Source organism: Micromonospora sp. CA-248260, assembly GCF_050942205.1.
Classification (GTDB): domain Bacteria; phylum Actinomycetota; class Actinomycetes; order Mycobacteriales; family Micromonosporaceae; genus Micromonospora; species Micromonospora antibiotica.
Map to the genome: position 1 here is coordinate 5,556,198 of NZ_CP192021.1, position 25,928 is coordinate 5,582,125.

General features: G+C 73.2%; 26 protein-coding genes, 1 pseudogene and 1 riboswitch. Of the genes and pseudogenes, 14 read left to right on the plus strand and 13 right to left on the minus strand.

Going from position 1 to position 25,928, the window contains the following annotated elements:
- The first annotated feature begins 396 nt into the window (after positions 1-396).
- Together ACQP2H_RS23830 and ACQP2H_RS23835 are read left to right on the plus strand one after the other, a co-directional pair.
- Positions 397-2,145 carry a beta-N-acetylhexosaminidase gene (locus ACQP2H_RS23830; protein ID WP_433233652.1) on the plus strand — a complete coding sequence of 583 codons (1,749 nt, stop codon included), beginning with the start codon at positions 397-399 and terminating at the stop codon, positions 2,143-2,145.
- A gap of 552 nt (positions 2,146-2,697) precedes the next feature.
- The gene (locus ACQP2H_RS23835) at positions 2,698-3,351 is read left to right on the plus strand and encodes a C39 family peptidase (RefSeq protein WP_219464246.1); all 654 of its coding nucleotides are present in this window, start codon (positions 2,698-2,700) and stop codon (positions 3,349-3,351) included.
- A gap of 211 nt (positions 3,352-3,562) precedes the next feature.
- Here the strand turns inward: ACQP2H_RS23835 and dusB are convergent, their stop codons facing one another.
- The 7 genes from dusB to ACQP2H_RS23870 all read right to left on the minus strand — a co-directional run bounded on the left by dusB (position 3,563) and on the right by ACQP2H_RS23870 (position 10,294).
- Entirely contained in the window at positions 3,563-4,654 is a 1,092-nt protein-coding gene (dusB, locus tag ACQP2H_RS23840; protein WP_433233654.1) for a tRNA dihydrouridine synthase DusB, read from the minus strand.
- A gap of 182 nt (positions 4,655-4,836) precedes the next feature.
- Positions 4,837-5,664: a hypothetical protein gene (locus ACQP2H_RS23845; RefSeq protein ID WP_363822602.1), complete on the minus strand. Its 828-nt coding sequence runs from the start codon at positions 5,662-5,664 to the stop codon at positions 4,837-4,839.
- The gene (locus tag ACQP2H_RS23850) at positions 5,657-6,613 is read right to left on the minus strand and encodes a hypothetical protein (protein ID WP_433228943.1); all 957 of its coding nucleotides are present in this window, start codon (positions 6,611-6,613) and stop codon (positions 5,657-5,659) included. Before ACQP2H_RS23850 ends, ACQP2H_RS23845 begins: the two co-directional genes overlap by 8 nt.
- A gap of 64 nt (positions 6,614-6,677) precedes the next feature.
- The gene (locus tag ACQP2H_RS23855) at positions 6,678-7,520 is read right to left on the minus strand and encodes a hypothetical protein (protein ID WP_357535653.1); all 843 of its coding nucleotides are present in this window, start codon (positions 7,518-7,520) and stop codon (positions 6,678-6,680) included.
- A gap of 231 nt (positions 7,521-7,751) precedes the next feature.
- Positions 7,752-9,131 (minus strand): glycine--tRNA ligase, encoded by a 1,380-nt coding sequence (locus tag ACQP2H_RS23860; protein ID WP_204926316.1) that lies wholly within the window; start codon positions 9,129-9,131, stop codon positions 7,752-7,754.
- Positions 9,132-9,246: 115 nt separating this feature from the next.
- Complete coding sequence (locus tag ACQP2H_RS23865) at positions 9,247-9,720, minus strand: hypothetical protein (protein WP_208570144.1); 474 nt, start codon at positions 9,718-9,720, stop codon at positions 9,247-9,249.
- Between the two features lie 232 nt (positions 9,721-9,952).
- Positions 9,953-10,294 carry an antibiotic biosynthesis monooxygenase family protein gene (locus ACQP2H_RS23870; protein ID WP_208570085.1) on the minus strand — a complete coding sequence of 114 codons (342 nt, stop codon included), beginning with the start codon at positions 10,292-10,294 and terminating at the stop codon, positions 9,953-9,955.
- A gap of 27 nt (positions 10,295-10,321) precedes the next feature.
- On the opposite strand from ACQP2H_RS23870, the gene ACQP2H_RS23875 reads away from it, so the two are divergent.
- The 7 genes and pseudogenes from ACQP2H_RS23875 (at position 10,322) to ACQP2H_RS23905 (ending at position 15,858) form a co-directional block, all read left to right on the plus strand.
- Positions 10,322-10,579: a DUF6703 family protein gene (locus ACQP2H_RS23875; RefSeq protein ID WP_219464256.1), complete on the plus strand. Its 258-nt coding sequence runs from the start codon at positions 10,322-10,324 to the stop codon at positions 10,577-10,579.
- 54 nt (positions 10,580-10,633) lie between these two features.
- Positions 10,634-11,578, plus strand: coding sequence for a metal ABC transporter substrate-binding protein (locus ACQP2H_RS23880; protein WP_433228947.1), 945 nt, complete (start codon positions 10,634-10,636; stop codon positions 11,576-11,578).
- The gene (locus ACQP2H_RS23885) at positions 11,575-12,336 is read left to right on the plus strand and encodes a metal ABC transporter ATP-binding protein (protein ID WP_219464258.1); all 762 of its coding nucleotides are present in this window, start codon (positions 11,575-11,577) and stop codon (positions 12,334-12,336) included. Before ACQP2H_RS23880 ends, ACQP2H_RS23885 begins: the two co-directional genes overlap by 4 nt.
- Before the next feature lie 3 nt (positions 12,337-12,339).
- Positions 12,340-13,206, plus strand: a complete 867-nt coding sequence (locus ACQP2H_RS23890; protein ID WP_219464259.1) for a metal ABC transporter permease — start codon at positions 12,340-12,342, stop codon at positions 13,204-13,206.
- 43 nt (positions 13,207-13,249) lie between these two features.
- A pseudogene (locus ACQP2H_RS23895) lies at positions 13,250-13,552 on the plus strand (ArsR/SmtB family transcription factor); the annotation flags it as partial.
- A gap of 67 nt (positions 13,553-13,619) precedes the next feature.
- A complete protein-coding gene (locus ACQP2H_RS23900) occupies positions 13,620-14,225 on the plus strand; it encodes a hypothetical protein (RefSeq protein WP_208570090.1) in 606 nt (201 codons plus the stop codon).
- Between the two features lie 115 nt (positions 14,226-14,340).
- Positions 14,341-15,858: a cellulose binding domain-containing protein gene (locus ACQP2H_RS23905; protein WP_433228950.1), complete on the plus strand. Its 1,518-nt coding sequence runs from the start codon at positions 14,341-14,343 to the stop codon at positions 15,856-15,858.
- Positions 15,859-15,948: 90 nt separating this feature from the next.
- Here the strand turns inward: ACQP2H_RS23905 and ACQP2H_RS23910 are convergent, their stop codons facing one another.
- Positions 15,949-17,217: a cellulose binding domain-containing protein gene (locus ACQP2H_RS23910; RefSeq protein ID WP_433228952.1), complete on the minus strand. Its 1,269-nt coding sequence runs from the start codon at positions 17,215-17,217 to the stop codon at positions 15,949-15,951.
- A gap of 241 nt (positions 17,218-17,458) precedes the next feature.
- On the opposite strand from ACQP2H_RS23910, the gene ACQP2H_RS23915 reads away from it, so the two are divergent.
- Positions 17,459-17,626 carry a hypothetical protein gene (locus tag ACQP2H_RS23915; protein WP_204926308.1) on the plus strand — a complete coding sequence of 56 codons (168 nt, stop codon included), beginning with the start codon at positions 17,459-17,461 and terminating at the stop codon, positions 17,624-17,626.
- A gap of 93 nt (positions 17,627-17,719) precedes the next feature.
- Here ACQP2H_RS23915 and ACQP2H_RS23920 read toward each other — a convergent pair whose 3' ends face one another.
- Both ACQP2H_RS23920 and ACQP2H_RS23925 read right to left on the minus strand, forming a co-directional pair.
- Positions 17,720-18,223 carry a DUF6328 family protein gene (locus ACQP2H_RS23920; protein ID WP_219464261.1) on the minus strand — a complete coding sequence of 168 codons (504 nt, stop codon included), beginning with the start codon at positions 18,221-18,223 and terminating at the stop codon, positions 17,720-17,722.
- A gap of 133 nt (positions 18,224-18,356) precedes the next feature.
- Complete coding sequence (locus ACQP2H_RS23925) at positions 18,357-19,187, minus strand: alpha/beta fold hydrolase (protein WP_433228955.1); 831 nt, start codon at positions 19,185-19,187, stop codon at positions 18,357-18,359.
- 111 nt (positions 19,188-19,298) lie between these two features.
- A riboswitch (TPP riboswitch) is annotated at positions 19,299-19,404 on the plus strand.
- A 75-nt stretch (positions 19,405-19,479) separates the two neighbouring features.
- Between ACQP2H_RS23925 and ACQP2H_RS23930 the strand changes: the two genes are divergently transcribed.
- From ACQP2H_RS23930 to ACQP2H_RS23940, 3 genes are read left to right on the plus strand one after another with little or no spacing between them, the layout of a single operon-like run.
- On the plus strand, positions 19,480-20,076 hold the full coding sequence (locus ACQP2H_RS23930) for an ECF transporter S component (protein ID WP_208570095.1): 597 nt from the start codon (positions 19,480-19,482) through the stop codon (positions 20,074-20,076).
- A 33-nt stretch (positions 20,077-20,109) separates the two neighbouring features.
- Positions 20,110-21,537 carry an ABC transporter ATP-binding protein gene (locus ACQP2H_RS23935; protein WP_357535665.1) on the plus strand — a complete coding sequence of 476 codons (1,428 nt, stop codon included), beginning with the start codon at positions 20,110-20,112 and terminating at the stop codon, positions 21,535-21,537.
- Complete coding sequence (locus ACQP2H_RS23940) at positions 21,534-22,334, plus strand: energy-coupling factor transporter transmembrane component T family protein (RefSeq protein WP_219464266.1); 801 nt, start codon at positions 21,534-21,536, stop codon at positions 22,332-22,334. Before ACQP2H_RS23935 ends, ACQP2H_RS23940 begins: the two co-directional genes overlap by 4 nt.
- A 160-nt stretch (positions 22,335-22,494) precedes the next feature.
- On the opposite strand, the gene ACQP2H_RS23945 is transcribed toward ACQP2H_RS23940, so the two are convergent.
- Positions 22,495-22,746 carry a hypothetical protein gene (locus ACQP2H_RS23945; protein ID WP_219464268.1) on the minus strand — a complete coding sequence of 84 codons (252 nt, stop codon included), beginning with the start codon at positions 22,744-22,746 and terminating at the stop codon, positions 22,495-22,497.
- A gap of 495 nt (positions 22,747-23,241) precedes the next feature.
- Here ACQP2H_RS23945 and gndA point away from each other — a divergent pair, with 495 nt between their 5' ends.
- A complete protein-coding gene (gene gndA / locus ACQP2H_RS23950) occupies positions 23,242-24,687 on the plus strand; it encodes an NADP-dependent phosphogluconate dehydrogenase (RefSeq protein WP_208570099.1) in 1,446 nt (481 codons plus the stop codon).
- 173 nt (positions 24,688-24,860) lie between these two features.
- On the opposite strand, the gene ACQP2H_RS23955 is transcribed toward gndA, so the two are convergent.
- Both ACQP2H_RS23955 and ACQP2H_RS23960 read right to left on the minus strand, forming a co-directional pair.
- Positions 24,861-25,049, minus strand: a complete 189-nt coding sequence (locus ACQP2H_RS23955; protein WP_219464271.1) for a hypothetical protein — start codon at positions 25,047-25,049, stop codon at positions 24,861-24,863.
- A 71-nt stretch (positions 25,050-25,120) separates the two neighbouring features.
- Positions 25,121-25,897 (minus strand): isoprenyl transferase, encoded by a 777-nt coding sequence (locus tag ACQP2H_RS23960; RefSeq protein WP_208570145.1) that lies wholly within the window; start codon positions 25,895-25,897, stop codon positions 25,121-25,123.
- Positions 25,898-25,928: the final 31 nt, after the last annotated feature.

A 25,928-nucleotide genomic window follows, 5' to 3' on the forward strand; every position in this document is an offset into this window, starting at 1 on the left:
CACGCGCGCCGGAATTGACACTTAACGAAGGTTCAGTTCTGACCTACCCCGGGGCCGACCTCCGGCAATCCGGCCTGGTCAGCGATCGGTGGGCGAAGGTTAAGCGAACATCGGGCAGCCTGGGACCGTTCGGTGACAATAGGCACAGCCATCACGACTATCCGCGTTCGCGCCGGTTTCTGGGAACGCTTCCATGCGCACGATCACGCAATTCCGCTTCCTCCTCGTACTCTTGACGTCACCGGTTCCGCAAACCTGACCTTTGCCATATCCCTCGCGAATACACCCCGGAGCTGCCCCGTGTCGCCCACCCCGCCGCCCGGCCTCGTCCCCGCCCCAGCCCCCGAGCAGCCAGCCCCCGCCGACCTCCCGTCCCCGCCCGACCAGGCCCCCACCATGCCGGCCGCGCCGACAACGGACGGGCCCACGACGGACGGGCCCACGACGGGCTTCGTGGTCACCGGGGTCGAGCCGGCGGCGGCCGAGCTGGCGGGCAGCGCCGCCGGAGCCGCCGAACGGCTGCTCACCCGGCCGTCGGTCGGGTTGGGCGACGTGGTGCCGGCGCCCGCGTCGGTGAGGCCGCAGCCGGCCGCGAACTTCGTCCTCCCGGCCGATGCGGCGGTACGGGTGAGCGCCGACCCGGCCGCCCGGGACGTCGCCGAACGTCTCGCGGAGTTGCTGCGTCCCGCCACCGGCCTGCCGCTGCCGGTCACCGACCTGCCCACGATCCCGGGCACGCTGATGCTCACCCTGTCCGCCACCGCGCCGCGCCCGTCGGCGCCGGCGGCGCGGGAGTGGGCAGCGGAGGAGTACCGCGTCGACGTCGACATCGATGGGGTACGCATCACCGCCGGCACCGCGACCGGCCTCTTCCACGGTGTGCAGACGCTGCGGCAACTGCTGCCGGCGGCCGTCGAGAGCCGGACCACGGTGGCCGAGCGGTGGGTGGTGCCCGGCGGCACGATCGTCGACCGCCCCCACTTCCCCTACCGGGGCGCGATGCTCGACGTGGCGCGGCACTTCTTCACCGTCGACGACGTGTGTCGGGTGATCGACCACCTGGCCCGGTACAAGCTCAACCACCTGCACCTGCACCTCACCGACGACCAGGGCTGGCGGATCGCCGTCGACTCCTGGCCCCGGCTGACCACCGTCGGCGGGCGCACCGAGGTGGGCGGCGGCCCCGGTGGCTGGTACACCGCCGCCGACTACCGACGCATCGTCGGGTACGCCGCCCGGCGGCACGTCACCGTCGTCCCCGAGGTGGACCTGCCCGGCCACACCAACGCGGCGCTGGTCGCCTACCCGGAGCTGGCGCCGGACAAGGTCGCGCCACCGCCGTACACCGGCACCGAGGTCGGCTTCAGCTACGTCGACCCCACCGACGAGCGGACGTACGACTTCGTCGCCGACGTGCTCGGCGAGGTGGCCGCGCTGACCCCCGGGCCGTGGCTGCACATCGGCGGTGACGAGGCGTACAAGGTGAAGGGGGCGGCGTACACCGGTTTCGTGGAGCGGGTGCAGCAGATCGTCGCCGGGCTCGGCCGGACCGTGGTCGGCTGGCACCAGATCGCCCCCGCCGACCACGTCGACGGCCGGGTCCTGCAGTGGTGGGGCACCGACGGCGACGACCCGACCGTCGCCGAGGCGGTACGCCGGGGCGCCCGGCTGATCCTCTCCCCCGGCAACCACGCCTACCTGGACATGAAGTACGCCCCGGACACACCGCTCGGCCACGACTGGGCGGGCCTGATCGACGTGCACCGGGCGTACCACTGGGACCCGGCGACCCACCTGACCGGCGTCCCGGCGGAGGCGGTGCTCGGCGTGGAGGCCCCGCTCTGGACCGAGTCGGTGACGTCGTTGGCCGAGATCGAGTTCCTGCTCCTCCCCCGGCTGCCCGCCCTCGCCGAGGTGGCCTGGTCCGCGCCGTCGACCCGGAGCTGGGCGGGCTTCCGGGAGCGGCTGGCCGGCCACGGCCCGCGCTGGCAGGCCGCCGGCATCACGTTCCACCCGTCCCCGGAGATCCCCTGGCCCCACCCCTCCGACAACGTCCGAATCGCCGGCAGACCCACCACCAGCCCGCCAGCCTCGACCACTTTCCGTCACATCCGGCCACGGGCAGACCAAAATCACTTAGAGTAACCGATTTTTCGGTCCCATTCCGGGTCCAGCCGGTCCCATCATCCCCAGAACCTGCCTGAGCTGCCCATTCTCCCCAACTCCCGGCGACCCCCACCAACCCCCATCCGCATCCTTTGCTCTGCCGCCACATACGCACCAGACACAAAGCGTGACCGTCGCGCCGAGGGCAGCAGAGCAAAGGATGCGGGCGGGTCTGGGGTGGGGGGTGCGAAACATGACGCTGAGTGACCGAATTGAGAGGTCGGCGACGGGGTCGTCGGATTCGGGGCACCGCTGGCGGACCAGCCCACCGGCCCGGTGACGGAGGCCACCCGTAGGTCGGAATCGTGGGCCGGCCGGGGTCGTTACAACTGGCATCCGCGATCGCACCCCCCGGCCGGCCCCGCTCGGCCGGAGGCACGGGAGCGCCGCGGAACGGACGCCCCCGGAGCACGCCGCCCCGGAACGCGAGCCACCCCTCTTCACCTGCCCCACGGCGCGACCGCGCCCATCCCGCACCCCCTGCGGACGTACGCGGGCGTGGACCCCCGAGATGCAGAGGAGCACGACATCATGCGTACCGACATCCTGCGTAAGACCGTGCTGACCGCTGCCGGCCTGACCGTCACCGCCGGTGGTATCGCCGGCCCCGCGCTGGCCGCCCAGGCCGCCGAGACGACCCGACCCGCCGCCGTCGTGCAGACCGACCGCAAGCCGGCCGGCGAGCGCGAGTTGAAGGTCGACTACGCCGCGCAGCCCAACTTCTACTACTGCGGCCCCGCCGCCACCCGGAACGCCCTGAGTGTCCAGGGCAAGAACATCGACGTCGACGCCATGGCCAAGGAGATGGGCACCACCGAGGACGGCACCGACAGCATCAACGACATCACCCCGGTGCTGAACAAGGAGATCGGCCGCAACGCGTACCGCAGCACCGAGATCCCGGTCGACAAGGTCGACGGCAAGCGCATCGCGCAGCTGCGGGCCGACATCGTCCGGGCGGTGGACGACGGCCGGGCCGTGGTCGCCAACATCGCCGGCACCGCCACCGACACCGACGGCAACACCCACGCCTTCGAGGGTGGGCACTACATCAGCGTCGTCGGCTACCGCGACGGTGGGCGGGTCGTGACGATCGCCGACTCCGCCAACCCGGACACCGCCTCCTACCGGATCGACGTCGACGAGCTGGCCCACTGGATCGCCAGCCGCGGCTACGCCTCCTGACCCGCCCCACACCGGTCATACGAAGGGCCGGCCCCCTCGGGGGTCGGTCCTTCACCGTCGGCACCGCCGACCGGCGGACCACCCCGGACAACCCGAACAGCACACCACCCCGGCCGGCGGAACACCCCGGACACCCCCAGGCGGCGGACGACCCCGGGCGGCGGACGCCCCGTCGACGACGGGCGGCGGACGGCGACCGGGTCGGTCGGTCTCAGCCGCCCGAGTCGTCCAACTCGGCGCCCTCGGGGACGGTGTCGTCGTCCCGGCTAGCCAGCCAGCCCTCGGGCAGGAAGACCTTGCCGGGAGAGTTCGTCCGGCCGCGCGGCTGACCGAGGGCGGCCACCGGGAACGGTTCGGCCGCGTCCAGCTTGCCGAGCAGGTCGTCCAGCTGGGCCAGGCTCTCGATCATGGCGAGTTCCCGGCGCAGCTCGCTGCCCACCGGGAAACCCTTCAGGTACCAGGCGACGTGCTTGCGGAAGTCGGTGCAGCCGTCCCGCTCGCCCCGCGCCGGGGTACGCGAGCCGGCGGTGAACTGTTCCACCAGCAGTTCGGCGTGCCGCCGCATGGTCACCGCCACCTCGCCGAGGGTCGGCAGCCGACGCTCCGGTCGGCCCTCGAATGCGGCCTCCAGGTCGGCGAAGAGCCACGGCCGCCCCAGGCAACCCCGGCCGACCACCACCCCGTCCACCCCGGTGTGGGCCACCATCCGCAACGCGTCGTCGGCCTCCCAGATGTCACCGTTGCCGAGCACCGGCACGTCGAGCGCCTGCTTGAGGGTGGCGATGGCGTCCCAGTCGGCGGTGCCGGAATACCGCTGCGCGGCCGTACGCCCGTGCAGGGCGACCGCCGCCACCCCGGCGTCCTGGGCGGCCAGCCCCGCCTCGACGTACGTCAGGTGATCGTCGTCGATGCCCTTGCGCATCTTGACGGTGACCGGCACCCCGGCGGGTGACGCGGCGTCCACCGCCGCCCTGACCAGCCGGGCGAAGAGCCGCCGCCGCCAGGGCAGAGCCGAGCCACCGCCCCGGCGGGTCACCTTGGGCACCGGGCAGCCGAAGTTCAGGTCGATGTGGTCGGCGAGGTCACGCTCCACCACGATCCGCACCGCAGCCGCGGTCACCTCCGGGTCGGTGCCGTAGAGCTGGAGGCTACGCGGCTGCTCCTCGGCACCGAAGGCGATCATGCGCAGGGTCTTCGGGTTCCGCTGCACCAGCGCGATCGTGGTGATCATCTCGCAGACGTAGATGCCACCGCCCTGCTCCCGGCAGAGCTGCCGGAAACCGACGTTGGTGATGCCGGCCATCGGCGCGAGCACCACCGGCGGCCACACCCGGTGGGGGCCGATGGTGAGCGGGCGCAGGACCGCAGCGGGACTGGTCACGTACCCCAGAATCCCATGCCGTCGGCGGCCCGCCCACCGCCGGTCCCCGGCCGCCGCCACGGCAGTGGGCAAACCCGCACCACGACGGCGACCGGTGTACGGCTTCAGTACGTGCCGGGTTCGGCGAGGATCAACCCGCAGACGTCCACGATGACCGAGGTGGCCGCGTTGACGTAGACGCCGAACGACAGCGGGGTGCCGTCGTGGCTGCCCAACTGCACCTCCACCAGGTTCGACAGCACCTGGTTGGGCCCCCACCAGTTCAACGAGGACGTGCCCGGCCGGGCCGTCGACGAGCTGTACGCGGTGAGGAAGCCGCCGGAGACGGTCCCGGCCACGGTGACGTTGACATACGCGGCGGTGGCCTTGCCGGCCAGCGCCGGCGGCACGTTCTTCACCGTCACGTGGATGATCTTGCCGGCGCCGAGCTTGCCGGCGAGCACGTTCCCCGCGCCGGCCACCACGTTGCCGCCGTAGGTGCCCATCGCACGGGTGTCCAGGATGCGCGTCGGCGCGACCGCCAGCGTCCGGTTCGCCCAGCGGGAGGTGTTGACGTACCGCTTCGTCGCGTCCCTGCCCCCGATGACCAGGTCACCCGACTCGTTGATCGCCAGCGAACCGGTAGGCAGCTCCGCCGGGATCGCCGCGTCCGCAGTGGGCGCGAGGATCAGTGGCGGACGCCCGTCGGCGTGGGTGAGGGTCAGCGTCGGGGCGGCCGACGAGCCCCCGGTCAGCAGCGTCCCGGTCGTACCGGCGTCGTTGGTCAACCCGGCGCGGACCGGGTCGCCGGCAGCCGCCTCGGCCGGCGTGGCGACGACGGCCGCGACCGGGACACCCGCACCGACGGCGAGGCCGCCCTTCACCAGCCGCCGACGGGTGGTCGAGGAGCTCTGGTCGCTGGTCATGCTGCTGTCCTCCTCGTGGTCACGCACCGGTCCGCACCTCGCGGTCACCGCGCTCGGCGGCTTCCCTGATCACCCGGGCCCGGACTCCGCCGGCACCGACGCGACCGCCCTGGGCGGCCTTCGCGTTGATCACCGCCGACTCCGGGTGGAACACCAGCAGGCCGGTGACGTCGAGGATCACCGCCGCCGCGCCAGCGGCCACCCAGACGGCCACCACGTCGGGGTAGTAGTCCCCACCGGCGGTCTCGTAGCCGCCGAGCTGGGAGATGACGCCGTTGGAGAGCAGCTGGCCGGCGTCCCACCAGTTGATCGTGGAGGCGGTGGGCAGTTCACCCCGACCCCACACGGTGGCGAACCCGCCCCGCGCGGTGTTGGCCACGGTGACGTTGCCCATCAGGCCGTCGCCGTAGTCGACGATGTCGCGCAGGTGCACGACCAGCAGGGTGTCGGCAAGTACCCGGCCCTGCGGATCGACCCGGCCGGCCCCCTCCAGGAGCCGGGCGCGACCGGTCGCGCTGCGGCTGTCGAGCACCCGGGTCGGCGGGATCGGCACCAGCATGGTGGCGTTCGCCGTGGTCAGCGTCTCGTGCTGCACCACCGCGCTGTCGACCACCCGCTGCACGCCCAGGCCGTCGGCGGTGGAGACCAGCCCGCCGCCCCACCCGAAGCTGGACGGCCGGCGGGTCAGCCGGAGGGTCGCACCGGTGCTGTTCTCCAGGGCGAGCGTTGCGGCCCCGCCGTCGGCGGCGCTGGTCACGACGGTGTGCAGGCCGCCGGTGGTGGTCCCGCCGAGGACGACCGGGTCTCCGGTCGCAGCGGCGGCGGGCGCAGCGGCGGCGGGCGCGGCGGCGGCGGGCGCGGCGGCGGCGGGCGCGGCGTTGGCTGTGGTGGCGGCGACCGCCGCGCCGCCGGTGACGGCGGCCCGCCGCAGCAGGGCCCGCCGGGAGGCGGCCGGGTCAGGTTCGGACGACGTCATTCTTCGTTCCCCCGTCGGCTGGTCGGATGGCGGCGTTCGGGGCGCGGTGCGCGCCTGCGGCCGCCTAGGCACGGTTGACGAGCACCTGGCTCGGGTGACCGACCAGCAGGCTGGTCAGGTCGAGGATCACGTGGGTCGGCGAACTGGTGGCCTGGAGCGTCAACACGCTGCGGTACGCCCCAACGGCACCGAGCTCGGTGAAGAGGAAGTTCGACAGGACCTGGCCGCTGGTCCACCAGTTCACCGTGGACGTGACCGGCCTGGGGCCGCTGCCCCACACGGTCAGCACGCCGCCACCTGTCATCCCGGTCACGGTCACGTTGCCCTTGAGGGCATAACCGTCCCGGACGTAGCCGTCCAGACTGAGCACGACCGGCTTGCCGGGGACCAGCCGGCCGGTGGCGTCCAGGTCGCCCGCGCCGGAGACGATGGCCCGGCGCAGGTTCGGATCCCGGGTGTCGAGCACCCGGGTCGGCGCGACCGCCACCGAGGTGGTCGCCCACTCCGAGGTCCAGGCCCAGCCGGCGGTTGCCTGGTCGGCGTCGTCCCCCCCGGCCTTGACGAACAGGTCGCCCTGGTCGTCGACGGCCAGCGTGCCGAGCGCGGCGTCCAGCACCTGCGGATAGATGCTCTCGCCGGGCACCAGCCGCAGCGGCGCACCCCCGGTGTTCCTCAGTAGCAGCGTGCCGTAGCCGCTGGTGGCGTTCACCGTGGTGGTGGCCGGGCCGGCGTCGTTGGTCGTACCCATGGTGAGGTTGCCGCCCGGGGCGGCCTGCGCGGTGCCGGGCAGGCCGACCGTGGCGGCGACACCCGCGCCGGCCGTGCCGGCGACGACCGTGGCGGCCCGGCGCAGCAGACGACGACGATCCGGGTCGTGGTCGTGGTCAGGCTGCGACGCACGCGTCATTTCACACCCCCGTGTAGAGATTCAGCACCGCTGATGCTGACACGGCCCACCGACCCATTCAAGGACTGAACGGACACAGCTACCGACCGATGCCCGGCCCGGGACCCGGCCCCGCCCGGCAACGCGACCCACCCGGCCCAGCCCGGCAACGCGACCCACCCGGCCTCGGCCCGGCAACGTGCCGGCCCCGCCCCGGACAGCGGGGCGGGGCCGGCACGACGGCGGTCGGGGTCAGCAGCCGGGCAGCCGCTCGATCAGGTAGCGCTCGACCTGGTCCAGGGCGACCCGCTCCTGGGCCATGGTGTCCCGGTTCCGCACGGTCACCGCGTCGTCATCGAGGGTGTCGAAGTCGACGGTGACGCAGAACGGGGTGCCGATCTCGTCCTGCCGGCGGTAGCGGCGGCCGATCGCCTGCGAGTCGTCGAACTCGACCACCCAGCGCTTGCGGAGCTGGGCGGCGAGCCCCTTGGCCTTGGGCGAGAGCGCCTCGTTGCGCGACAGCGGCAGCACCGCCACCTTGACCGGGGCCAGCCGGGGGTCGAAGCGCATCACGGTGCGCTTGTCGACGCCGCCCTTGGTGTTCGGGGCCTCGTCCTCGTCGTACGCCTCCAGCAGGAACGCCAGCACCGCGCGGGTGAGGCCGGCGGCCGGCTCGATGACGTACGGCACCCAGCGCTCGTTGCGGGTCTGGTCGAAGTACGACAGGTCCACGCCGGAGTGCTTGCTGTGCGTGGCCAGGTCGAAGTCGGTGCGGTTGGCCACCCCCTCCAGCTCGGCGAACTCGGTGCCGCCGAACCGGAACCGGTACTCGATGTCGACGGTGCGCTTCGAGTAGTGGGAGAGCTTCTCCTTGGGGTGCTCGTAGAAGCGCAGGTTCTCCTCGGACAGGCCCAGGTCGAGGTACCAGTTCCAGCGCTCCTGAAGCCAGTACTCGTGCCACTGCTCGTCGGAGCCGGGCTCGACGAAGAACTCCATCTCCATCTGCTCGAACTCGCGGGTGCGGAAGATGAAGTTGCCCGGGGTGATCTCGTTGCGGAACGACTTGCCGGTCTGCGCGATGCCGAACGGCGGCTTCTTGCGGGCGGCGGTCGCCACGTTGTTGTAGTTGACGAAGATGCCCTGGGCGGTCTCCGGGCGCAGGTAGTGCAGGCCCTCGTCGCTCTCCACCGGCCCGAGGTAGGTCTTCATCAGGCCGTTGAACATCTTCGGCTCGGTGAAGGTGCCCTTGTTGCCGCAGTTGGGGCAGTTCAGCTCCTGCAACGAGGTCAGCGGCTTGCCGTGCTTCTCGGCGTACGCCTCCTCCAGGTGGTCGGCGCGGAACCGCTTGTGGCACGACTGGCACTCGGTGAGCGGGTCGACGAACTCGGCGAGGTGGCCGCTGGCCTCCCAGACCTTGCGGGCGAGGATGACCGCCGAGTCGAGGCCGACGACGTCGTCGCGCTGCTGGACCATCGCCTTCCACCACTGCCGGCGGACGTTCTCCTTCAGCTCCACACCGAGCGGACCGTAGTCCCACGCCGAGCGGGTGCCTCCGTAGATCTCACTGGAGGGGAAGACGAAGCCTCGGCGCTTGGCGAGGCTGACGACGGCGTCGATACGGTCGGCTGGCATGTTTCCTCCTACGCCGGCTGGCGGTCGGCGTGGCCATGAGGTGGGTGGGACCGGACGGTCCGGGACAACGGTACGACCAGCAGCGCCCCGGGCCCAGCAGAATACCGGTGCCGGCTCAGCTGACCCCGCACACCTCCATGCCGCCGGTCTGCTGGTCGGCGGCGAGGGTGACCTGCTGGGTGCCCCGCCCACCACCGTTGAAGGTGACGTCGACCGGCACGGTCAGGGTCTGCGGGTCGACGTCACCGACCCGGTAACTGGCCACGGCCGGCTCCTCGGCGATCCGGCGGGTGAACTCGCCCCGGGACTCCCGCCGACGCGCGTCGTCGCAGAGCTTCTCGTACGCCTTGCCGTACTGCTTGTCGACCAGGGCGCGGTAGTAGTCGTCGGTGACCGCCTGACCCTGCTCCTCGATGGCCTGCACGTTGCTGACCACCAGCCCGACGGCTGCCGCGCCGCCGCCTCCGCAGCAGATCAACAGGGCGAGCGCCCCGACGCCGAGGCCCAGCCAGAGCCGCTTACGGCTGCCCTCGGTGGGTGGGGCGGCGAACGGCGGGGCCACCCCGGGACCCTGGGGTGGGGCGGGCACCCCCGGGTCACCCGGCGCGGTGGGCACCCCCGGGGCACCCGGCGGGGCGGGCACACCCGGGGCACCCGGGGCGACCGACGGCGGGGTGCCGTCCGGGCCGGGTGTCGCGGGGTACGGCGGTGGGGCTGCCGGGCCGGGAGCGGTCATAGGAGCAGGGTAGTGCCCCCGGGCTCAACGCTGCGGACGCGCGGCCCGATCAGGCTCGACGCTACGGCACGCGGCCCGACCGGGCTCAGCGGTGCGGACTCGCGGCCCGGTCGCTGTCGACCACCACCACCTCGCCGTCGGGGGCGGCGCCGGCCAGCGTCTCGTACGCCGAGGGTTCGTCGACCGACTCGGCGAGCAACGGCACGGCGGTGATCTTGACGTCGAACCCGCCCAGCGCCCGCCGGTACGTCCCGACCGACTCCCACTCGGTGAGCAGGCACCAGTGCCGGGGGTCGTCGAGGGCGCGCAGGAGTTCACCGCGCAGGTAGCCGGGGCGGGCGGCGAGCGCGGCCAGCGCGGCGTGCGCCCGGGCGGTGAAGTCGTCCGACGCCTCGACGGCGACCACGAACCGGTTGGTGACCAGCACCGGGTTCCTCCTCGTAGAGTCTGTGGGATGCAGCCTACGCAGCGCCCTCTGCTGGCCCGGTTGGCCCGGGCGAACCCGACGTCGGTGTTCCTCGCCACCCTGGCGCTGGTGCTGGTGGCGCTCTTCGCGCCCGGCCCGGTCGGTGGGCTGCTGCTGTTGGCGCTGGCCGCCGGGCTGGCCTATCTGCTGGCCACCACCTGGCCGGTGCAGGCGCCACAGACCCGGCTGTTGCGGTTGGTGATGTTGACGCTGCTGGCCACGGTGGCCCTGGTCAAGCTCTTCTGACATGCACTCATGCGTTTTTGACAATCATTCTCGTTTTCACGGACAGTTGCCGACATGACCGCCCGCACCCTGCCCCGCGCCCTGACCGCCGTCGCCACCGCCCTGCTCGTCCTGACCGGTGGCACCGCCTGCTCGACCGACGGGGCCGGGGCCGACCCGGACCGGGTGGACGTGGTCGCCGCCTTCTATCCCCTCCAGTTCGTCGCCGAGCGGGTCGGCGGGGACGCGGTCACCGTCACCAACCTCGCCAAGCCGGGTGCGGAGCCGCACGACCTGGAACTCAACCCCCGGCAGGTCGGCCAGGTCAGCCAGGCCGAACTGGTCTTCTATCTCAAGGGTTTCCAGCCGGCGGTGGACGAGGCCGTCGCGCAGAACGCCGCCGACCGGGCCTTCGACGTGACAACCGTCGCACCGCTGCGGGACGCGACAGCCGACGGGCACGACCACGAGGGTGAGGACGGTCACGCCGAGGAGAGCGGCGGCAAGGACCCGCACCTCTGGCTGGACCCGACCCGGCTGGCCACCGTCGCCGACCAGCTGGCCGAGCGGCTCGGCGCCGTCGACCCGGACCGGGCAGCCGACTACACGACCAGGGCCCGGACGCTGCGCGGCGAGCTGGAGAAGCTCGACACCGAGTACGCCGCCGGCCTGAAGACCTGCCAACGCCGGGAGATCGTGGTCAGCCACGCCGCCTTCGGCTACCTCGCCGAGCGCTACCAGCTGGAGCAGATCGGCCTCACCGGGCTCACCCCCGACACCGAGCCCGCCCCGCAGCGGCTGGCCGAGGTCGCCCGCGAGGCCCGCGAGCACCGCGCCACCACGATCTTCTTCGAGACGCTGGTCAGCCCGAAGGTCGCCGAGACCATCGCCGCCGAGGTCGGCGCGAAGACCGCGGTGCTGGACCCGATCGAAGGGCTCTCCGTCGACGGGGGTGGGGACTACCTTTCGGTGATGCGCACCAACCTGACCACGCTCCGTACCGCCCTGGGGTGCTCGTGACCACACCCGTGATCCAGGTCGGGCACGCCTCGGTCGGCTACGACGGCCGCCCGGTGCTGCGGGACGTCTCGTTGACCGTCACCGCCGGCGAGGTGGTGGCGGTGCTCGGCGCCAACGGCTCCGGCAAGTCCACCCTGATCCGGGCCGTGCTCGGGCTGGTCCCACTCGGCACCGGCTCGGTCGAGCTGTTCGGCGTACCGCAGCGCCGGTTCCGGCAGTGGCACCGGATCGGCTACGTCCCGCAGCGGCTCGGGGCCGGCAGCGGTGTGCCGGCCACCGTCCGCGAGGTGGTGGCCTCCGGGCGGCTGGCCCGCCGGGGTGTGCTGCGCCCACCGGGCCGGGCCGACCGGGCCGCGGTGGACGCGGCGCTGCGCGCGGTGGGCCTCGCCGACCGGGCCCGGGACCCGGTGGCCACCCTCTCCGGCGGCCAGCAGCAGCGCACCCTGATCGCCCGCGCCCTGGCCGGTGAGCCGGAGCTGCTGGTGCTCGACGAGCCGACCGCCGGGGTCGACGCGGCCAGCCAGGAGGCGTTCGCCGGGGCGTTGCACGACTTCGTCGGCACCGGCGGCACCGTGCTGCTGGTCGCCCACGAGCTGGGGCCGCTGCGTCCGCTGATCAGCCGGGCCGTGGTGGTGCACCAGGGCGGCGTCTGCCATGACGGCGCGGTGCCGGAACCGGCCGGGCACCACGCCGAGCCCGACCACGACCACGTGCACCCGCACGGTCCCGAGGAGCCCGCCGGGCTGTGGAGCAGCTGAACGATGGACCTCTTCCAGTACGACTTCATGCAGCGGGCGCTGGTCGGCGCCCTGGTGATCGGGCTGACCGCCCCGGCCCTCGGGATCTACCTGGTGCAGCGGCGGCTGGCCCTGATCGGTGACGGCATCGGCCACGTCGCGCTCACCGGCGTCGGGGCGGGCCTGCTGCTCAACCGGTCGCCGGTGCTGGTGGCGGTGGTCGCGGCGATCCTCGGCGCGGTCACCATCGAGCTGGTCCGGGCCCGGGGCCGCACCTCCGGTGACCTGGCGCTGGCGCTGCTGTTCTACGGCGGCATCGCCGGTGGCGTGATGCTGGTCGGCCTCTCCGACGCCAGCAGCGCCAACCTCAACGCCTACCTGTTCGGCTCGCTCACCACCACCTCCCCCGCCGACCTGACCACCATCGCGGTGCTCGGCGCGAGCATCGCGGTGCTCATGCTGGCGCTGCGCCCGGCGCTGTTCGCGGTCTGCCACGACGAGGAGTACGCCCGGGTGGCCGGGCTGCCCGTGCGGGCACTGAACCTGCTGCTGGCGGTCGCCACCGCGGTCACCGTCACCATCGCCATGCGGGCCGTCGGGGTGTTGCTGATCAGCGCGCTGATGGTGGTGCCGGTGGCCACCGCGCAGCAGGTCACCCGGGGCTTCCGCAGCACCATGACGGCGGCCATGGCGCTCGGCCTGTTCGCCGCCGGGGCGGGGATCTGGGTGGCGGCCACCGCCGACACCGCCCCCGGCGCGTCGGTGGTGCTGCTGGCAATCGCGTCGTTCCTGGTGGTGGCGTTGGCCGCCGCCGGCTGGCGGGTGCTGCGCCGCCGGGCCACCCCGGCCGCCGTCACCGCCCCGGAACCGCACGAGGTGGTGCTGCGGTGACGCCGACCGACGAACCGTCACTGGTATTGGTTACCGTTACGGGGTGACCGGCACCCAGGGCTACGACGCGTTCGAGGGCGCGGGCGAGCTGCTGCGGGCGCTGTCCGCCCCGATCCGGCTGGCCATCGTCAGCGAGCTGGCCCAGGGTGAGCGGTGTGTGCACGAGCTGGTCGAGCAGCTCGGCGCCCCGCAGCCGCTGGTCTCCCAGCACCTGCGGGTGCTCCGCGGCGCGGGGGTGGTGCGGGGTTCCCGGCGCGGCCGGGAGATCGCGTACGCCCTGGTCGACGAGCATGTCGCGCACATCGTGGCCGACGCGGTCAGCCATGCCGGGGAGGGGCCGTCGTCCCCCGGTGAGCCGGCGACCGGGCGCGCGGGGGGTGCCGGGCGGCCCGCGTCGTGGCACGCTGTCGGCCGTGAAGATCTACGCTGACCGTTTTCCGGTCGCCCTCCGCCAGTTCCTCACCGATCTCCTCGTCGTCGTCTGGGTCTACGCGGCGATCCGCTTCGCGATGTGGCTGTACGACCTGGTGGAGAAGCTCGCCGTACCGGGGCGGAAGCTGGAGGGGGCCGGCGGCGGCCTCGCCGACAACCTGGCCGAGGCCGGCGGCAAGGTGGGCCGGGTGCCGCTGGTCGGCGACGAGCTGACCGGCCCGTTCACCAAGGCCGCCGACGCCGCCCGGGCGGTGGCCGAGGCCGGCCGCGACCAGCAGGACCTGGTCGGTCAGCTGGCGTGGGCGTTGAGCATCGCGGTGCTGGTCTTCCCGCTCGGGCTGGTGCTGTTCGGCTGGCTGCCGCTGCGGCTGCGCTGGATGCGTCGGGCCGCGTCGGCGAAGGCCCTCGCCGCCGGGCCGGCCGGCCGGGACCTACTGGCCCTGCGCGCGCTGACCAGTCAGCCGCTGCGCCGGCTGACCCGGATCGACCCGGACGTGGCGCAGGCGTGGCGGCGGGGCGACGACGCCACCGTCGACGCGCTCGCCGCCCTGGAGCTGCGCCGACTCGGTCTGCGCGGCGGTCGCTAGGCACCGTCACCTGTTGTGTCCCCCCGGCCCGCAGGCTTAGATGATGGTGAATGTCTTAAGTCTGCAAGCCGTCGTCGTGCGTCGGCACGGACGGCCCGGAGAGGGAGCGTCCCCCATGCCCGTGTCCCGCAGTCGGTCGATCCTCGCGGCGGGAGCCGCCGGGGTGGTGGCGGTGCTGGCCGCCACACTCATCGGCCTGCCCCCGGCCAGCGCCGCCACCGGTGACGGCTCCCCCACCGACGCGAACATCGCCTTCGTCGGCCGCTGGGACCGCAGCAACAGCAGCGCGTACGTGCCGAACTGGGCGGGCGCCTACCTCAGGACCGGGTTCACCGGCACCACGGTCAAGCTGCGGCAGCGCCGCACCATCGACCTCTACTACAGCATCGACGGGGCCGACTTCCGCTACCTGACCAACGTCAGCGGCACGGTCAACCTCACCCCGACCCCGCTGCGCGCCGGCAACCACACGCTGGTGGTGTCGTACCGGGTGGTCGCCGGCTCGTACACCGGGGACGCGGTGTTCCAGGGGTTGACCCTCGACTCGGGGGCGCGGACCCTGCCGGCGGCGGTGCGGCCCCAGCTGATCGAGTTCGTCGGCGACTCCATCACCCTCGGCACCACCTCGTCGCGCACGGCGCTGACCGCGTACGGGTGGCTGACCGGGGAGCAGCTCGGCACCGAGCACACCCAACTCGGCTACGGCGGAGGCTGCCTGGTCGCCACCGCCGACGGCTGCGTCAGCGTCGCCAGCCAGTTCCTCCGCACCGGATACTCGGCCACCAGCCCCGCCTGGGACTTCAGCCGCTACCGGGCGGACGCCGTGGTGATCAACCTGGGCACCAACGACCGCAGCCACGGGGTGAGCGGCGCGGACTTCCAGAACCAGTACGCCACGTTCATCCGTACCGTGCGGGGGAAGTACCCGCGCGCGGCGATCTTCGCGCTGCGCACCTTCAGCGGCCGGTACGCCGCGGAGACCGCCGCCGCCGTCAACACGGTCACCGGGGGCGGCGACCGCAACGTGTTCTACGTGGACACCACCGGTTGGCTGCCGGCCGACGGGCTGAGCGACTCGGTGCACCCCAACGACGCCGGGCACCGGGCGATCACGGCCCGGCTCGCCCCGATCGTCGCGGCGAAGCTGACCACCACCCCGACGCCGACCCCCACCACCGCACCGCCCACCACGCCCCCGCCGACCACCGCACCGCCCACCACGCCCCCGCCCACCACCGCACCGCCCACCACGCCCCCGCCCACCACCGCACCGCCCACCACGCCCCCGCCCACCACGCCGCCGGCCGGCGCGACCGGGTGCGCCGTCGGGTATTCGGTCACCGGGCAATGGCAGGGCGGATTCCAGGGCGAGGTGACGATCCGCAACACCGGCACGGCCCCGGTCGACGGCTGGACGCTGCAGTGGAGCTTCGCCGACGGCCAGCGGATCAGCCAGGCGTGGAACGCGAGCTACACGCAGAGCGGCGGCACCGTCCGTGCGACCAACGCCGACTGGAACGGTGCGATCGCGGCCGGCGCGACGACGAGCTTCGGTTTCCTCGCCGACGCCACCGGCGCGAACAGCCGACCCACCGGGTTCGCCCTCAACGGCACCGCCTGCGCGCTGTCCTGACCGTGGTCGGGCGGCCCCGGTCCGGGGCCGCCCGACCGCACGCCAGCTATTCAGCTCACCACTGCTGAACCGACTCCACCAGGCTCACAGTCAGCGCAGGTAGGCCGCGAGGCCCAACTGCTGGTTACGCAGGGCGGTGGCCACCACACCGGCGATCTGCCGGGCCCCGGCCGTCTCGAAGTGGGTGTGGTCGGCGCAGAAGAACGCCCCCACCGCGCCCGAGTTGTAGTCCCCGTTGTTCGGGCACAGCTTGAGCGTGTTGTAGAGCGTGTAGCTCAGCTTGTGCAGGTCGATGACGGGGACGTTGTTGGCCCGCCCCGCGTCGAACGTCTCGGTGAGGAAGCCCCGGTTGCCCACGGCGGTGCTGCCCGAGCAGGTGATCGCGGCGGCCGGGGTGAGGAAGACCGGGTACGCGCCGCGCTGCTGGGCCGCGCGGGCCATCACGCCGAGCAGTTCCTTGTAGCGGGCCGAGCCGACGTGCCGGTTGCAGGTGGCGCTGCCGTCGTTGATGCCGAACTGGATGAACAGGTAGTCGCCGGCCTTCATCCCGCCGTTGGCGTTGAGCATGGCCTGCCAGCGGGTCGAGTAGGTCTGCGGGTTGATCACGCACTCGCCGGCCGAGTTCATCGTGGTGGTGACGTTGGGGTCGTACAGCCAGGTCTGGATGCTGCGTCCGCCGACCGCGCTGTTGACCACGGTGGCGTTGCCGTTGAGGTACTGGCCGAACTGGTTGCCCCAGCCCACCGGGCAGGCCCCGCTGGACGACGGGTTGGCGACCGTGGAGTCCCCGGCCAGCCACACGGTGACCCGCGGCTGCGTCGAGGGCGTCGGGGTGGGGGTGGGCGTCCGGGTGGGGGGCGGCGTGGGCGTGGGCGTGAGGGTGGGCGTGGGCGTCGCGGTCGGCGGGGTGGACGGCGGTGGGCAGGGCGTCGCGGTCGGCGTCGCGCCGGTGCACGACACCCCGTTGAGCGCGAACCCGGTGGGGACCGGGTTCGCGGTGGTCCACGCACCGTTGAAGCCGAAGCTGACGCCGGCACCGGTGCCGATGGCGGCGTTGTAGCCGACGTCCTTCGCGCTGACCGCCGTCCCACTCTGGGTGACGGTGGCGTTCCACGCCTGGGTGACCTGTTGCCCGCTGGCGAAGGCCCAGGTGAGCGTCCAGCCGGAGACCGGGTCACCGAGGTTGGTGATGGTCACGTCCGCGCCGAAGCCACCCTGCCACTCGCTGGTGACCTTGTAGTCGACCCGGCAGCCGGTCGCCGCCGCGGTGGCGTTCCCGGCCGCGACCGCCACCCCGCCCGCGAGGACCGCCAGCGTGATCGCGCCCAGTCCGGCGACACGTCGTCGCGCTGCTCTCATGATCTGCTCCTAGTCGCCGGTGCCGGGCCGGCGTCGCCCGCCCCCATCTGGACGGCCGCCCGAGCCCCGCGACGATGGCCGGACCCCGGGACGAGAGGAGGCAAAAATCGATGTTACTCGATATTAATCTGCTCTCCCACCTCCGCCCGGTCGAACCGGCACGCCAGATGACGCCGCACCGGGCCGCAGGCGGTCGCGCTCGGTCGCCAGGCACCGCAACCCCCTCGTCTAGGGTGGTGCGGTGCTCTACTTCCTGATCGTCATCGCCGTGCTGCTGCTGGCGTACGCCGCCGTACTGGTCAGCTTCGTCCGGCGCGGACGCAAGATCCCGCCGCAGGCGTACCTGGTGCTGGCGCTGCTCAACGGGCTCATCCTGGCCGCCGTGCTGGCCTGGGCCATCGCCCGCTGACGATCCGGCCGACACGCGAAGCGGGGCCCACCCCGACCGCCGTCGGCCCGGGTGGGCCCGGCCCACTGCGTCCCTCACCGCCCGAGGGCGGGATCAGTCACCGTTGGTCACCACCGGGTCGTCATCGTCGTCGTCGATGTCGTCCTCACCCCAGCTGCGCCGGACGAACGGCAGGATGACCCAGAACGTCAGGAACCACAGGCCGGTGACCACGGTGAGCACCACGGCGATGCCGGTGTCGAGCACGAAGTCGGCGATCAGCAGGACCGCACTCACCATGGCGACCAGCATGAAGGCCAGGCCGCCGGTGGCCATCCGGTGGGCGAACCGGACCAGCTCCGGCTTACGACCCTGGCGGAACAGCGCCCGGTGGAAGGCGACCGGCGAGATGATCATCGCGGTGGCCGCGGCGGCCGACAGCAGCGCGAGAATGTAGACGTCCCGCTGGAACTCGCTCGTCCGGGTGAAACCGTTGCTGAACGGCAGGGTCAGCAGGAAGGCGAAGAGGATCTGCACGCCGGTCTGGGCGACCCGCAACTCCTGGAGCAGATCGGCGAAGTTGCGCTGCCAGCGCTGCTTCTCGGATTCCTTCGACACGCGCTACCTCCGGATGAGACGGTACGACCGACGGGAGCACCTCCCGTCGGCAGCAACGCCAGTGCCCGATCCGCAATCGCCCGAAACCGATTCACGATCCCCGATCGGCCCGGTCCACCCTCGGCAGGGCGGCTCAGGCCGCCGGGCACACCCGGGCCAGGATCGCCTCGGCCAGGGGCCCCGGCGCCTCGTCGGGAATCCAGTGCGTCACCCCGGCCAGCACCATGAACCGGTAGTCCCCCGTGACGTGCCGGGCACAGGCCTGCGCGGCGGTACGCCCGACTGCCACGTCCCGGTCGCTCCACACGTAGCTGGTCGGCACCGGCACCGGACCGACCGCCTTCAGGTCCCGCCCCGACATCGCCCGGTACCAGTTCAGCGCCCCGGTCAGCGCGCCCGGCCCGCGCATCGGCTGGGCGTAGCGGGCCACCCGGGCGGAGTCACCGACGCCGGCCAGCAGCCGACGCAGGACCACCGCCCGCCCGGCCAGCAGCACCCGCTCCGCCAGGCCCGCCCGGCGGAACAACGTCATGTACGCCGAACGCGCCCGCTGCCGACGGTCGGTGGACAGCGCGTACCCGAAGGCCGCCGGATGGGGCACCGAGACCGCGGTGAGGGTACGCACCCGCTCCGGGTGCCGCGCGGCCAGCGCCCAGGCGACGATCGCCCCCCAGTCGTGCCCCACCACGTGCGCGGTGTCGACGCCCAGCGCGTCCAGCACCGCCACCGCGTCGGCGACCAGTTCCGGCAGCCGGTAGCCGGCCACCTCCGTGGGACGGGCCCCGGGCGAGTAACCCCGCTGGTCGGGGGCGTACGTACGCAGCCCGGCGGCGTGCAGGGCGGGCACCACCGCGTCCCACTCCCCGCCGTGCTGGGGGAAGCCGTGCAGCAGCAGCACGACCTCGCCGCCCTCGGGCCCACCGGCCCGTACGTCGAACGTCAGTCCCCGCGCCGCCACCCGCATGACCGGCAGCCTACCCAGCGCCCCGGTGTGCGCCCGGGACGTCGAATGCCGGGAACCATGACCTGCTGGGCCGTTGCCGCAGGTCGGTGCTAGCGTCTGCCGAGACAACTTCACATCCGACAGGGGAGCGCACAGCGCTGAGAGTGCGGGCACCGCCCGCAGACCCTCGAACCTGATCTGGGTAATGCCAGCGCAGGGAGTTCGGTCGACCTCCAGCCGCGCCGCCGTCCGGCAGCCGCCGGGCGCGGCGTGCGTCTTCTCCTGGTTCGATCGCTGGACTGGGAGCACCGACATGCCGCACACCACCACCAACAGCAATCGGTGGCGCACGATCGACATCGTGGTCGCCGCCGTGATCGCCGTGGCCTTCGGCGTCATCTTCTGGGCCTGGGGCCTGGTCTGGAAGGCCGCCGACCCGGCATTCGCCGCCGCACCCGCCAGCCAGGCGGTGATGTACGGCGTGTGGCTGGTCCCGGCGGTCCTCGGCGGCCTGGTGATCCGTAAGCCGGGGGCGGCCCTGTTCTGCGAGGCCGTCGCCGCCACCGTCTCCGCACTGCTCGGCGCGGAGTGGGGCGGGATCACCATCGTGCAGGGGCTGATCCAGGGCCTCGGCGCGGAGCTGGCCTTCGCCGCGTTCCGCTACCGGTCGTTCCGGCTGCCGGTGGCGGTGCTGGCCGGGGCGTTGACCGGGCTGAGCGCCGCCCTGTTCGACTTCTTCGTCTGGAACGCCGAGTACGCCCTGACCAGCTACCGCCTGCCGTACGCGGCGTTGACCGTGCTCAGCGCAGCCGTCGTCGCCGGGGTCGGCGGTTGGTACCTGACCCGCGCGCTGGCCGAGACCGGAGTGCTGGACCGGTTCCCCGCCGGCCGTGACCGCACCCTGGTCTGATCCTCTCCTGACGATCATGGAGGTGCCGGCGACGTGGCGAGTGTGAGGCTGGTCGGCTTCGGCTGGCGGCACGCCGGTCGGCGGGCCTGGGCGGTACGCGGGGTGGACCTGCGCATCGACCACGGGGAGCGGGTGCTGCTGCTGGGGCCGTCCGGGGCCGGCAAGAGCACCCTGCTGGCCGCGCTGGCCGGGCTGCTGCCGGCGGACTCCGGCGAGCAGGAGGGCACCGTCGAGATCGACGGCCTCGACCCGGCCAAGGCCCGCGAACGGGTCGGCACCGTCTTCCAGGACCCGCAGTCCCAGCTGGTGATGGCCCGCTGCGGTGACGACGTCGCGTTCGGCCTGGAGAACCGGGGGGTGGCCGGCGACGAGATCTGGCCCCGGGTGGACGAGGCGCTGCGCCGGGTCGGTTTCCCCTACCCCCGGGACCGGCCCACCGCGGCGCTGTCCGGCGGCGAGCAGCAGCGGCTCGCCCTGGCCGGGGTGCTGGCGCTGCGGCCGGGGCTGCTGCTGCTCGACGAGCCGACGGCCAACCTCGACCCGGCCGGGGCGGAGCTGGTGCGCGGCGCGGTGGCCGGCGCGCTGGACCCGGACACCACCCTGGTCCTGGTCGAACACCGGGTCGCCGACGCCCTGCCCCTGGTCGACCGGGTCGTGGTGCTGACCCCCGGTGGCGGGGTCCGGGCCGACGGGCCACCGGCGACGGTCTTCGCCGCGCACGGTGCCGCGCTCGCCGCCGAGGGTGTCTGGGTGCCCGGCCACCCCACCGGGTCCCGGCCGGCCACCGGGCCGCCCGGTGCGGGGTTGCTCACCGTCGACCGGCTCGGCCTGCCACCCCGGCTGGCCCCCACCGACCTGACGGTACGCGCCGGCGAGGCGCTCGCCGTCCTCGGTCCCAACGGGGCCGGCAAGTCCACCCTGGCGCTGCTGCTCGGTGGGCTGCTCCGCCCCGGCGTCGGTCGACTGACCGGCACCGCCGCCCTGGCCGACAGGGACGCCCGTACGCCCCCGCACCGGTGGCGGGCCCCCGCGCTGGCCGGTCGGATCGGTTCGGTCTTCCAGGACCCGGAGCACCAGTTCGTCACCCGCACCGTCCGCGACGAACTGGCCCTCGGGCCGCGTCGGACCGGCCGCCCGGAGGTCGCCGTCCGGGCCACCGTGGACGGGTTGCTGGACCGGTTGCGGCTGACCCGGCTCGCCGGGGCCAACCCGTACACCCTCTCCGGTGGGGAGGCCCGGCGGCTCAGCGTGGCGACCGCCCTGGCCACCGCGCCCCGGCTGCTGATCTGCGACGAACCCACCTTCGGCCAGGACCGCCGCACCTGGGGTGAGCTGGTCGACCTCTTCGCCGACCTGCGTGACGCCGGGCACGGCGTGGTCACCGTCACCCACGACCGGGACTTCGTCGCCGCGCTCGCCGACCGGACGGTCACCCTGCACCCCGCCCGGGAGCAGCCGTGATCGGCCTGGAGCCCGTCGCGGTGCCGGGTGCGCCGCTGGCCCGGCGTAACCCGGTGGCGAAACTGGCAGCCGGGCTGATCTTCTCGTTCGTGCTGGTGGCCAGCCTCGACCCGGTCGCACCGGCGGTCGCCATCGCCGTCGAGCTGGCGCTGCTGCCGCTGTTCGGCATCCGCTACCGGGTGCTGGCCCGACGGGCGTGGCCGTTGCTGGCCGGTGCCGTCGGCATCCTGGTCACCCTGCTGCTGTTCGCCGCCGACCGGTCCGGCCCGGTGCTGTGGACGGCGGGGCCGCTGCTGGTCACCTCCGGGGTGCTGGTCACCGCGCTCGGGCTGGTGCTGCGGATGCTCGCGGTCGCCCTGCCCGGAGTGATCGTCTTCGCCACCACCGACCCGACCGACCTGGCCGACGCGCTGGTGCAGAACGCGAAGGCCCCGGCCCGGTTCGCCATCGGCGCGCTGGCCGCGTTCCGGCTGGTGCCGCTGCTCGGCCAGGAGTGGCAGATGCTCACCATGGCCCGCCGCGCCCGGGGCGTGGACGCCGGCCGCAACCCGCTGGCCCGGCTGCGGCTCTTCGTCGCCACGGCGTTCGCCCTGCTGGTGGGCGCGATCCGGCGCGGCACCCGACTGGCGGTGGCGATGGACGCCCGGGGGTTCGACGCCGGCACCCCGCGCACGGTGGCCCGCCGGCAGGTGTTCCGTCCCGCCGACTGGCTGCTGGTCGCCGGTGCCGCCACCCTGGCCGGCGGCGCGCTCGCGGTCAGCGTCGCCCTCGGCACCTTCCGGCCCCTGATCGGCTGACCCGCGCCCCACCGGGCCGTCGCCCCACCACCCCGTCGGGCACGCCAGCCACCAGGCACACCGGGGGCGCACCGGCACCACTGTGCTGAAACAGCGGTATCCGGAGGTCCGGATACCGCTGTTTCAGCTATCTGGTGTGGGACGTCTGCGCCCGGGCGGCTCAGCTGCGCCGGAAGGCGTACCGACGGCCCTGGCCCTGGGCGGCGGTGGAGCCGGCCCGGACCGACCGGCCCGACCGCGACGGCGGCCGGGGTGGGTTCGACCGGACGAGAGCGTCCGGGTGGGGCGGCGTCACGGCGACCGGGACCGGGTGCGCGGGCGTCACGGTGAGTGCCGCGAGCGCCGCCGGATCCACCTCCACCGGCGACGGTACGACAGGTCGGGACTTCTTGGGACTGCGCTTGGCGGGCATTCGCTGCCTCCTGGGACGTGCGGAGGACCACACCGTCGCCTCAGCGGCGGGCGGTCGACGGACGGGATCGGCTCCGGACGACCGGCCACGAGTCATCCCCGGTCAGCAGGGGACGGGAGACGCGGACGCCCGAGCACGCGGACCCGCGGCCACGGCGGCGGGTCGGCTCTCAGAAAGGGCGTCAGATGCGCATGTCGTCACGGTAGCCGACCCCCACGCCCGGCGCACCCGCTTTTCCCGACGAGCATCCCGGCCCGACGAGCATCCCGGCCCGACGGCGGAAGTCCCGACGACCCCGCCGCCCGACGACCATCCCGGCCCGACGACCCCGCCGCCCGACGGCGGAAGTCCCGACGACCGGCCCGGCCCGGCGGCGGGACGGTCGCTGCCGCACGTACGCGACCACCCTGTGACACTGGGTGGACGGCGGCTGCCGGCCGTCGCGGGCGCGCGATACGGTCGCAGCACACAGGTGACGTGAGAGGGCGGGTACGGATGACGCAACAGGCGACGGCGCAGATCGGCGTGACCGGGCTGGCGGTGATGGGTCGCAACCTGGCCCGCAACCTGGCCCGGAACGGGTTCACCGTGGCGGTGCACAACCGCTCCCCGGAGCGCACCCGCAGCCTGGTCGCCGAGCACGGTGACGAGGGCACCTTCGTGCCGTCGGAGTCCCTGGCGGACTTCGTCGGCTCGCTGGAGCGGCCCCGCGCGGTGATCGTCATGGTCAAGGCGGGCGCCCCCACCGACGCGGTCATCGACGAGCTGGTGCCGCTGCTGGAGGAGGGCGACATCGTCGTCGACGCCGGCAACGCCCACTTCGCCGACACCCGCCGCCGGGAGGAGACGCTGCGCGAGCACGGGCTGCACTTCGTCGGCACCGGTGTCTCCGGTGGCGAGGAGGGCGCGTTGCTCGGGCCGAGCATCATGCCGGGCGGCTCGGCGGAGTCCTACCAGAAGCTCGGGCCGATGTTCGAGAAGATCGCCGCGCAGGTGGACGGCGTCCCCTGCTGCCAGCACGTCGGCCCCGACGGCGCCGGCCACTTCGTCAAGATGGTCCACAACGGCATCGAGTACGCCGACATGCAGCTCATCGCCGAGGCGTACGACCTGCTGCGGGCCGGGCTGGGGGCGACCCCGGCGGAGATCGCGGAGATCTTCCGGGAGTGGAACACCGGCGAGCTGGAGTCGTTCCTCATCGAGATCACCGCCGACGTGCTGGCGCACACCGACGCCGCCACCGGCAAGGCGTTCGTCGACGTGGTGCTCGACCAGGCCGAGCAGAAGGGCACCGGCCGTTGGACGGTGCAGATCGCCCTCGACCTGGGCATCCCGATCACCGGCATCGCCGAGGCGACGTTCGCCCGGTCGCTGTCCGGGCACGCCGGTCAGCGGGAGGCCGCCCGCCGTACCTTCGGCGACGCGGGCGAGAAGTGGCAGGTCGAGGACCGGGACGCGTTCGTCGAGGACGTCCGCCGGGCGCTGCTGGCCAGCAAGATCGTCGCGTACGCGCAGGGCTTCGACCAGATCCGGGCCGGCAGCCGCGAGTACCACTGGGACATCGACCTGGGTGGCACCGCCACCATCTGGCGGGGCGGCTGCATCATCCGGGCCCGCTTCCTGGACCGCATCCGCGAGGCGTACGACTCGCAGCCGGAGCTGCCGACGCTGCTGGTCGCGCCGTACTTCGCCGACGCGGTGAGCGACGGCGTGCCGAGCTGGCGTCGGGTGGTGGCGGACTCGGCCCGGGCCGGCGTGCCCACCCCGGCCTTCTCCTCGTCGCTTGCCTACTTCGACGCGCTGCGCGCGGAGCGGCTGCCGGCGGCCCTGATCCAGGGCCTGCGGGACAACTTCGGGGCGCACACCTACCACCGGGTCGACCGGGAGGGCGCGTTCCACACCCTGTGGGCGACCGCCGACCGCTCCGAAGTGGCCGGCTGACCCACCACACCTTCCCGGCGTGCCGCGGTGTCCCTGGTGGGGCACCACGACCACCGGACCCGCACCAGTGCCACGCGAACGCCCCGCCATCCCGGTGAACAACCGGGTGGCGGGGCGTTCGCCGTGAGGTCGGTGGTGACCCGCTGGTCACCGGGGAAGCCGGTGCCGGGTGGTCACCAGAACCGGCGACGCCGGGCGGCCTTGCGGGGGCGCAGCACGTCGGCGCCCTTGGAGAGCATCCGGCTCACTCCGCTGGGCCCCCGTCGGGACTCCAGGGTGTGGCTCAGCTGGCGGGCACCGGCTGCGGCCAGCGGCACGGCGACCGCCATGATTGCCCACTGCGCGATCCGCTTCTGAATCATGTGTGCTCACCTCCGCGATTGGCTGTCGGGGTGGTGGTACCCCGCAGGTGAGATCACCAATCGTGGGCCGGTCAGCGCGGCGGGGCCACCGGGTTGGGCAGCGCGCCGCCGAACCGGCGGTCCCGCTGGGCGTACAGCTCGCAGGCGTACCACAGGTGGCGGCGGTCGAAGTCCGGCCAGAGGGTGTCCAGGAACACCAGCTCCGCGTACGCCGACTGCCAGAGCATGAAGTTGGAGATCCGTTCCTCGCCGGAGGGGCGCAGGAAGAGATCGACCTCGGGGACCTCCGGGTGGTAGAGGTACTTGGCCACGGTCTTCTCGGTGACCTTGTCCGGGTCGAGCCGGCCGGCGGCCACCTCCCGGGCGATCGCGGCGGCGGCGTCGGCGATCTCAGCCTGGCCGCCGTAGTTGACGCAGAACTGGAGGGTCAGCGTCGAGTTGCCCCGGGACATCTCCTCGGCGGTCTGCAACTCGGAGATGACGCTCTTCCACAGCCGGCCCGCCCGCCCCGACCAGACCACCCGCACCCCCAGGTCGACCAGCTGGTCGCGGCGACGACGGATGACGTCCCGGTTGAAGCCCATCAGGAAGCGGACCTCGTCCGGCGAGCGCCGCCAGTTCTCGGTGGAGAAGGCGTACGCCGACAGGTAGGGCACACCCAGCTCGATCGCCCCCTCGACGGTGTCGAAGAGGCTGTATTCGCCCTGCTCGTGGCCCTTGGTGCGGGGCAGTCCACGCTCCTTGGCCCAGCGGCCGTTGCCGTCCATCACCACGGCGACGTGCTTCGGCAGCGCCTCGGCGGGCAGCGCCGGTGGCCGGGCGCCCGACGGGTGCGGGGTCGGCGGCACCGGCGTCCGCCGGTCGGCCCTCAACGATCGG

What these genes read in the sequence shown, in the direction of transcription:
- dusB (WP_433233654.1), bottom strand. Translation starts at nt 4,654, where the DNA reads ATGGCCGGCATCACCAACGTCGGTTTCCGGCAGCTCTGCCGGGAGCAG.
- gndA (WP_208570099.1), top strand. Translation starts at nt 23,242, where the DNA reads ATGACGCAACAGGCGACGGCGCAGATCGGCGTGACCGGGCTGGCGGTG.
- ACQP2H_RS23930 (WP_208570095.1), top strand. Translation starts at nt 19,480, where the DNA reads ATGCCGCACACCACCACCAACAGCAATCGGTGGCGCACGATCGACATC.
- ACQP2H_RS23860 (WP_204926316.1), bottom strand. Translation starts at nt 9,131, where the DNA reads ATGCCAGCCGACCGTATCGACGCCGTCGTCAGCCTCGCCAAGCGCCGA.
- ACQP2H_RS23905 (WP_433228950.1), top strand. Translation starts at nt 14,341, where the DNA reads ATGCCCGTGTCCCGCAGTCGGTCGATCCTCGCGGCGGGAGCCGCCGGG.
- ACQP2H_RS23880 (WP_433228947.1), top strand. Translation starts at nt 10,634, where the DNA reads ATGACCGCCCGCACCCTGCCCCGCGCCCTGACCGCCGTCGCCACCGCC.
- ACQP2H_RS23910 (WP_433228952.1), bottom strand. Translation starts at nt 17,217, where the DNA reads ATGAGAGCAGCGCGACGACGTGTCGCCGGACTGGGCGCGATCACGCTG.
- ACQP2H_RS23830 (WP_433233652.1), top strand. Translation starts at nt 397, where the DNA reads ATGCCGGCCGCGCCGACAACGGACGGGCCCACGACGGACGGGCCCACG.
- ACQP2H_RS23875 (WP_219464256.1), top strand. Translation starts at nt 10,322, where the DNA reads ATGCAGCCTACGCAGCGCCCTCTGCTGGCCCGGTTGGCCCGGGCGAAC.
- ACQP2H_RS23945 (WP_219464268.1), bottom strand. Translation starts at nt 22,746, where the DNA reads ATGCCCGCCAAGCGCAGTCCCAAGAAGTCCCGACCTGTCGTACCGTCG.
- ACQP2H_RS23835 (WP_219464246.1), top strand. Translation starts at nt 2,698, where the DNA reads ATGCGTACCGACATCCTGCGTAAGACCGTGCTGACCGCTGCCGGCCTG.
- ACQP2H_RS23925 (WP_433228955.1), bottom strand. Translation starts at nt 19,187, where the DNA reads ATGCGGGTGGCGGCGCGGGGACTGACGTTCGACGTACGGGCCGGTGGG.
- ACQP2H_RS23955 (WP_219464271.1), bottom strand. Translation starts at nt 25,049, where the DNA reads ATGATTCAGAAGCGGATCGCGCAGTGGGCAATCATGGCGGTCGCCGTG.
- ACQP2H_RS23850 (WP_433228943.1), bottom strand. Translation starts at nt 6,613, where the DNA reads ATGACGTCGTCCGAACCTGACCCGGCCGCCTCCCGGCGGGCCCTGCTG.
- ACQP2H_RS23890 (WP_219464259.1), top strand. Translation starts at nt 12,340, where the DNA reads ATGGACCTCTTCCAGTACGACTTCATGCAGCGGGCGCTGGTCGGCGCC.
- ACQP2H_RS23855 (WP_357535653.1), bottom strand. Translation starts at nt 7,520, where the DNA reads ATGACGCGTGCGTCGCAGCCTGACCACGACCACGACCCGGATCGTCGT.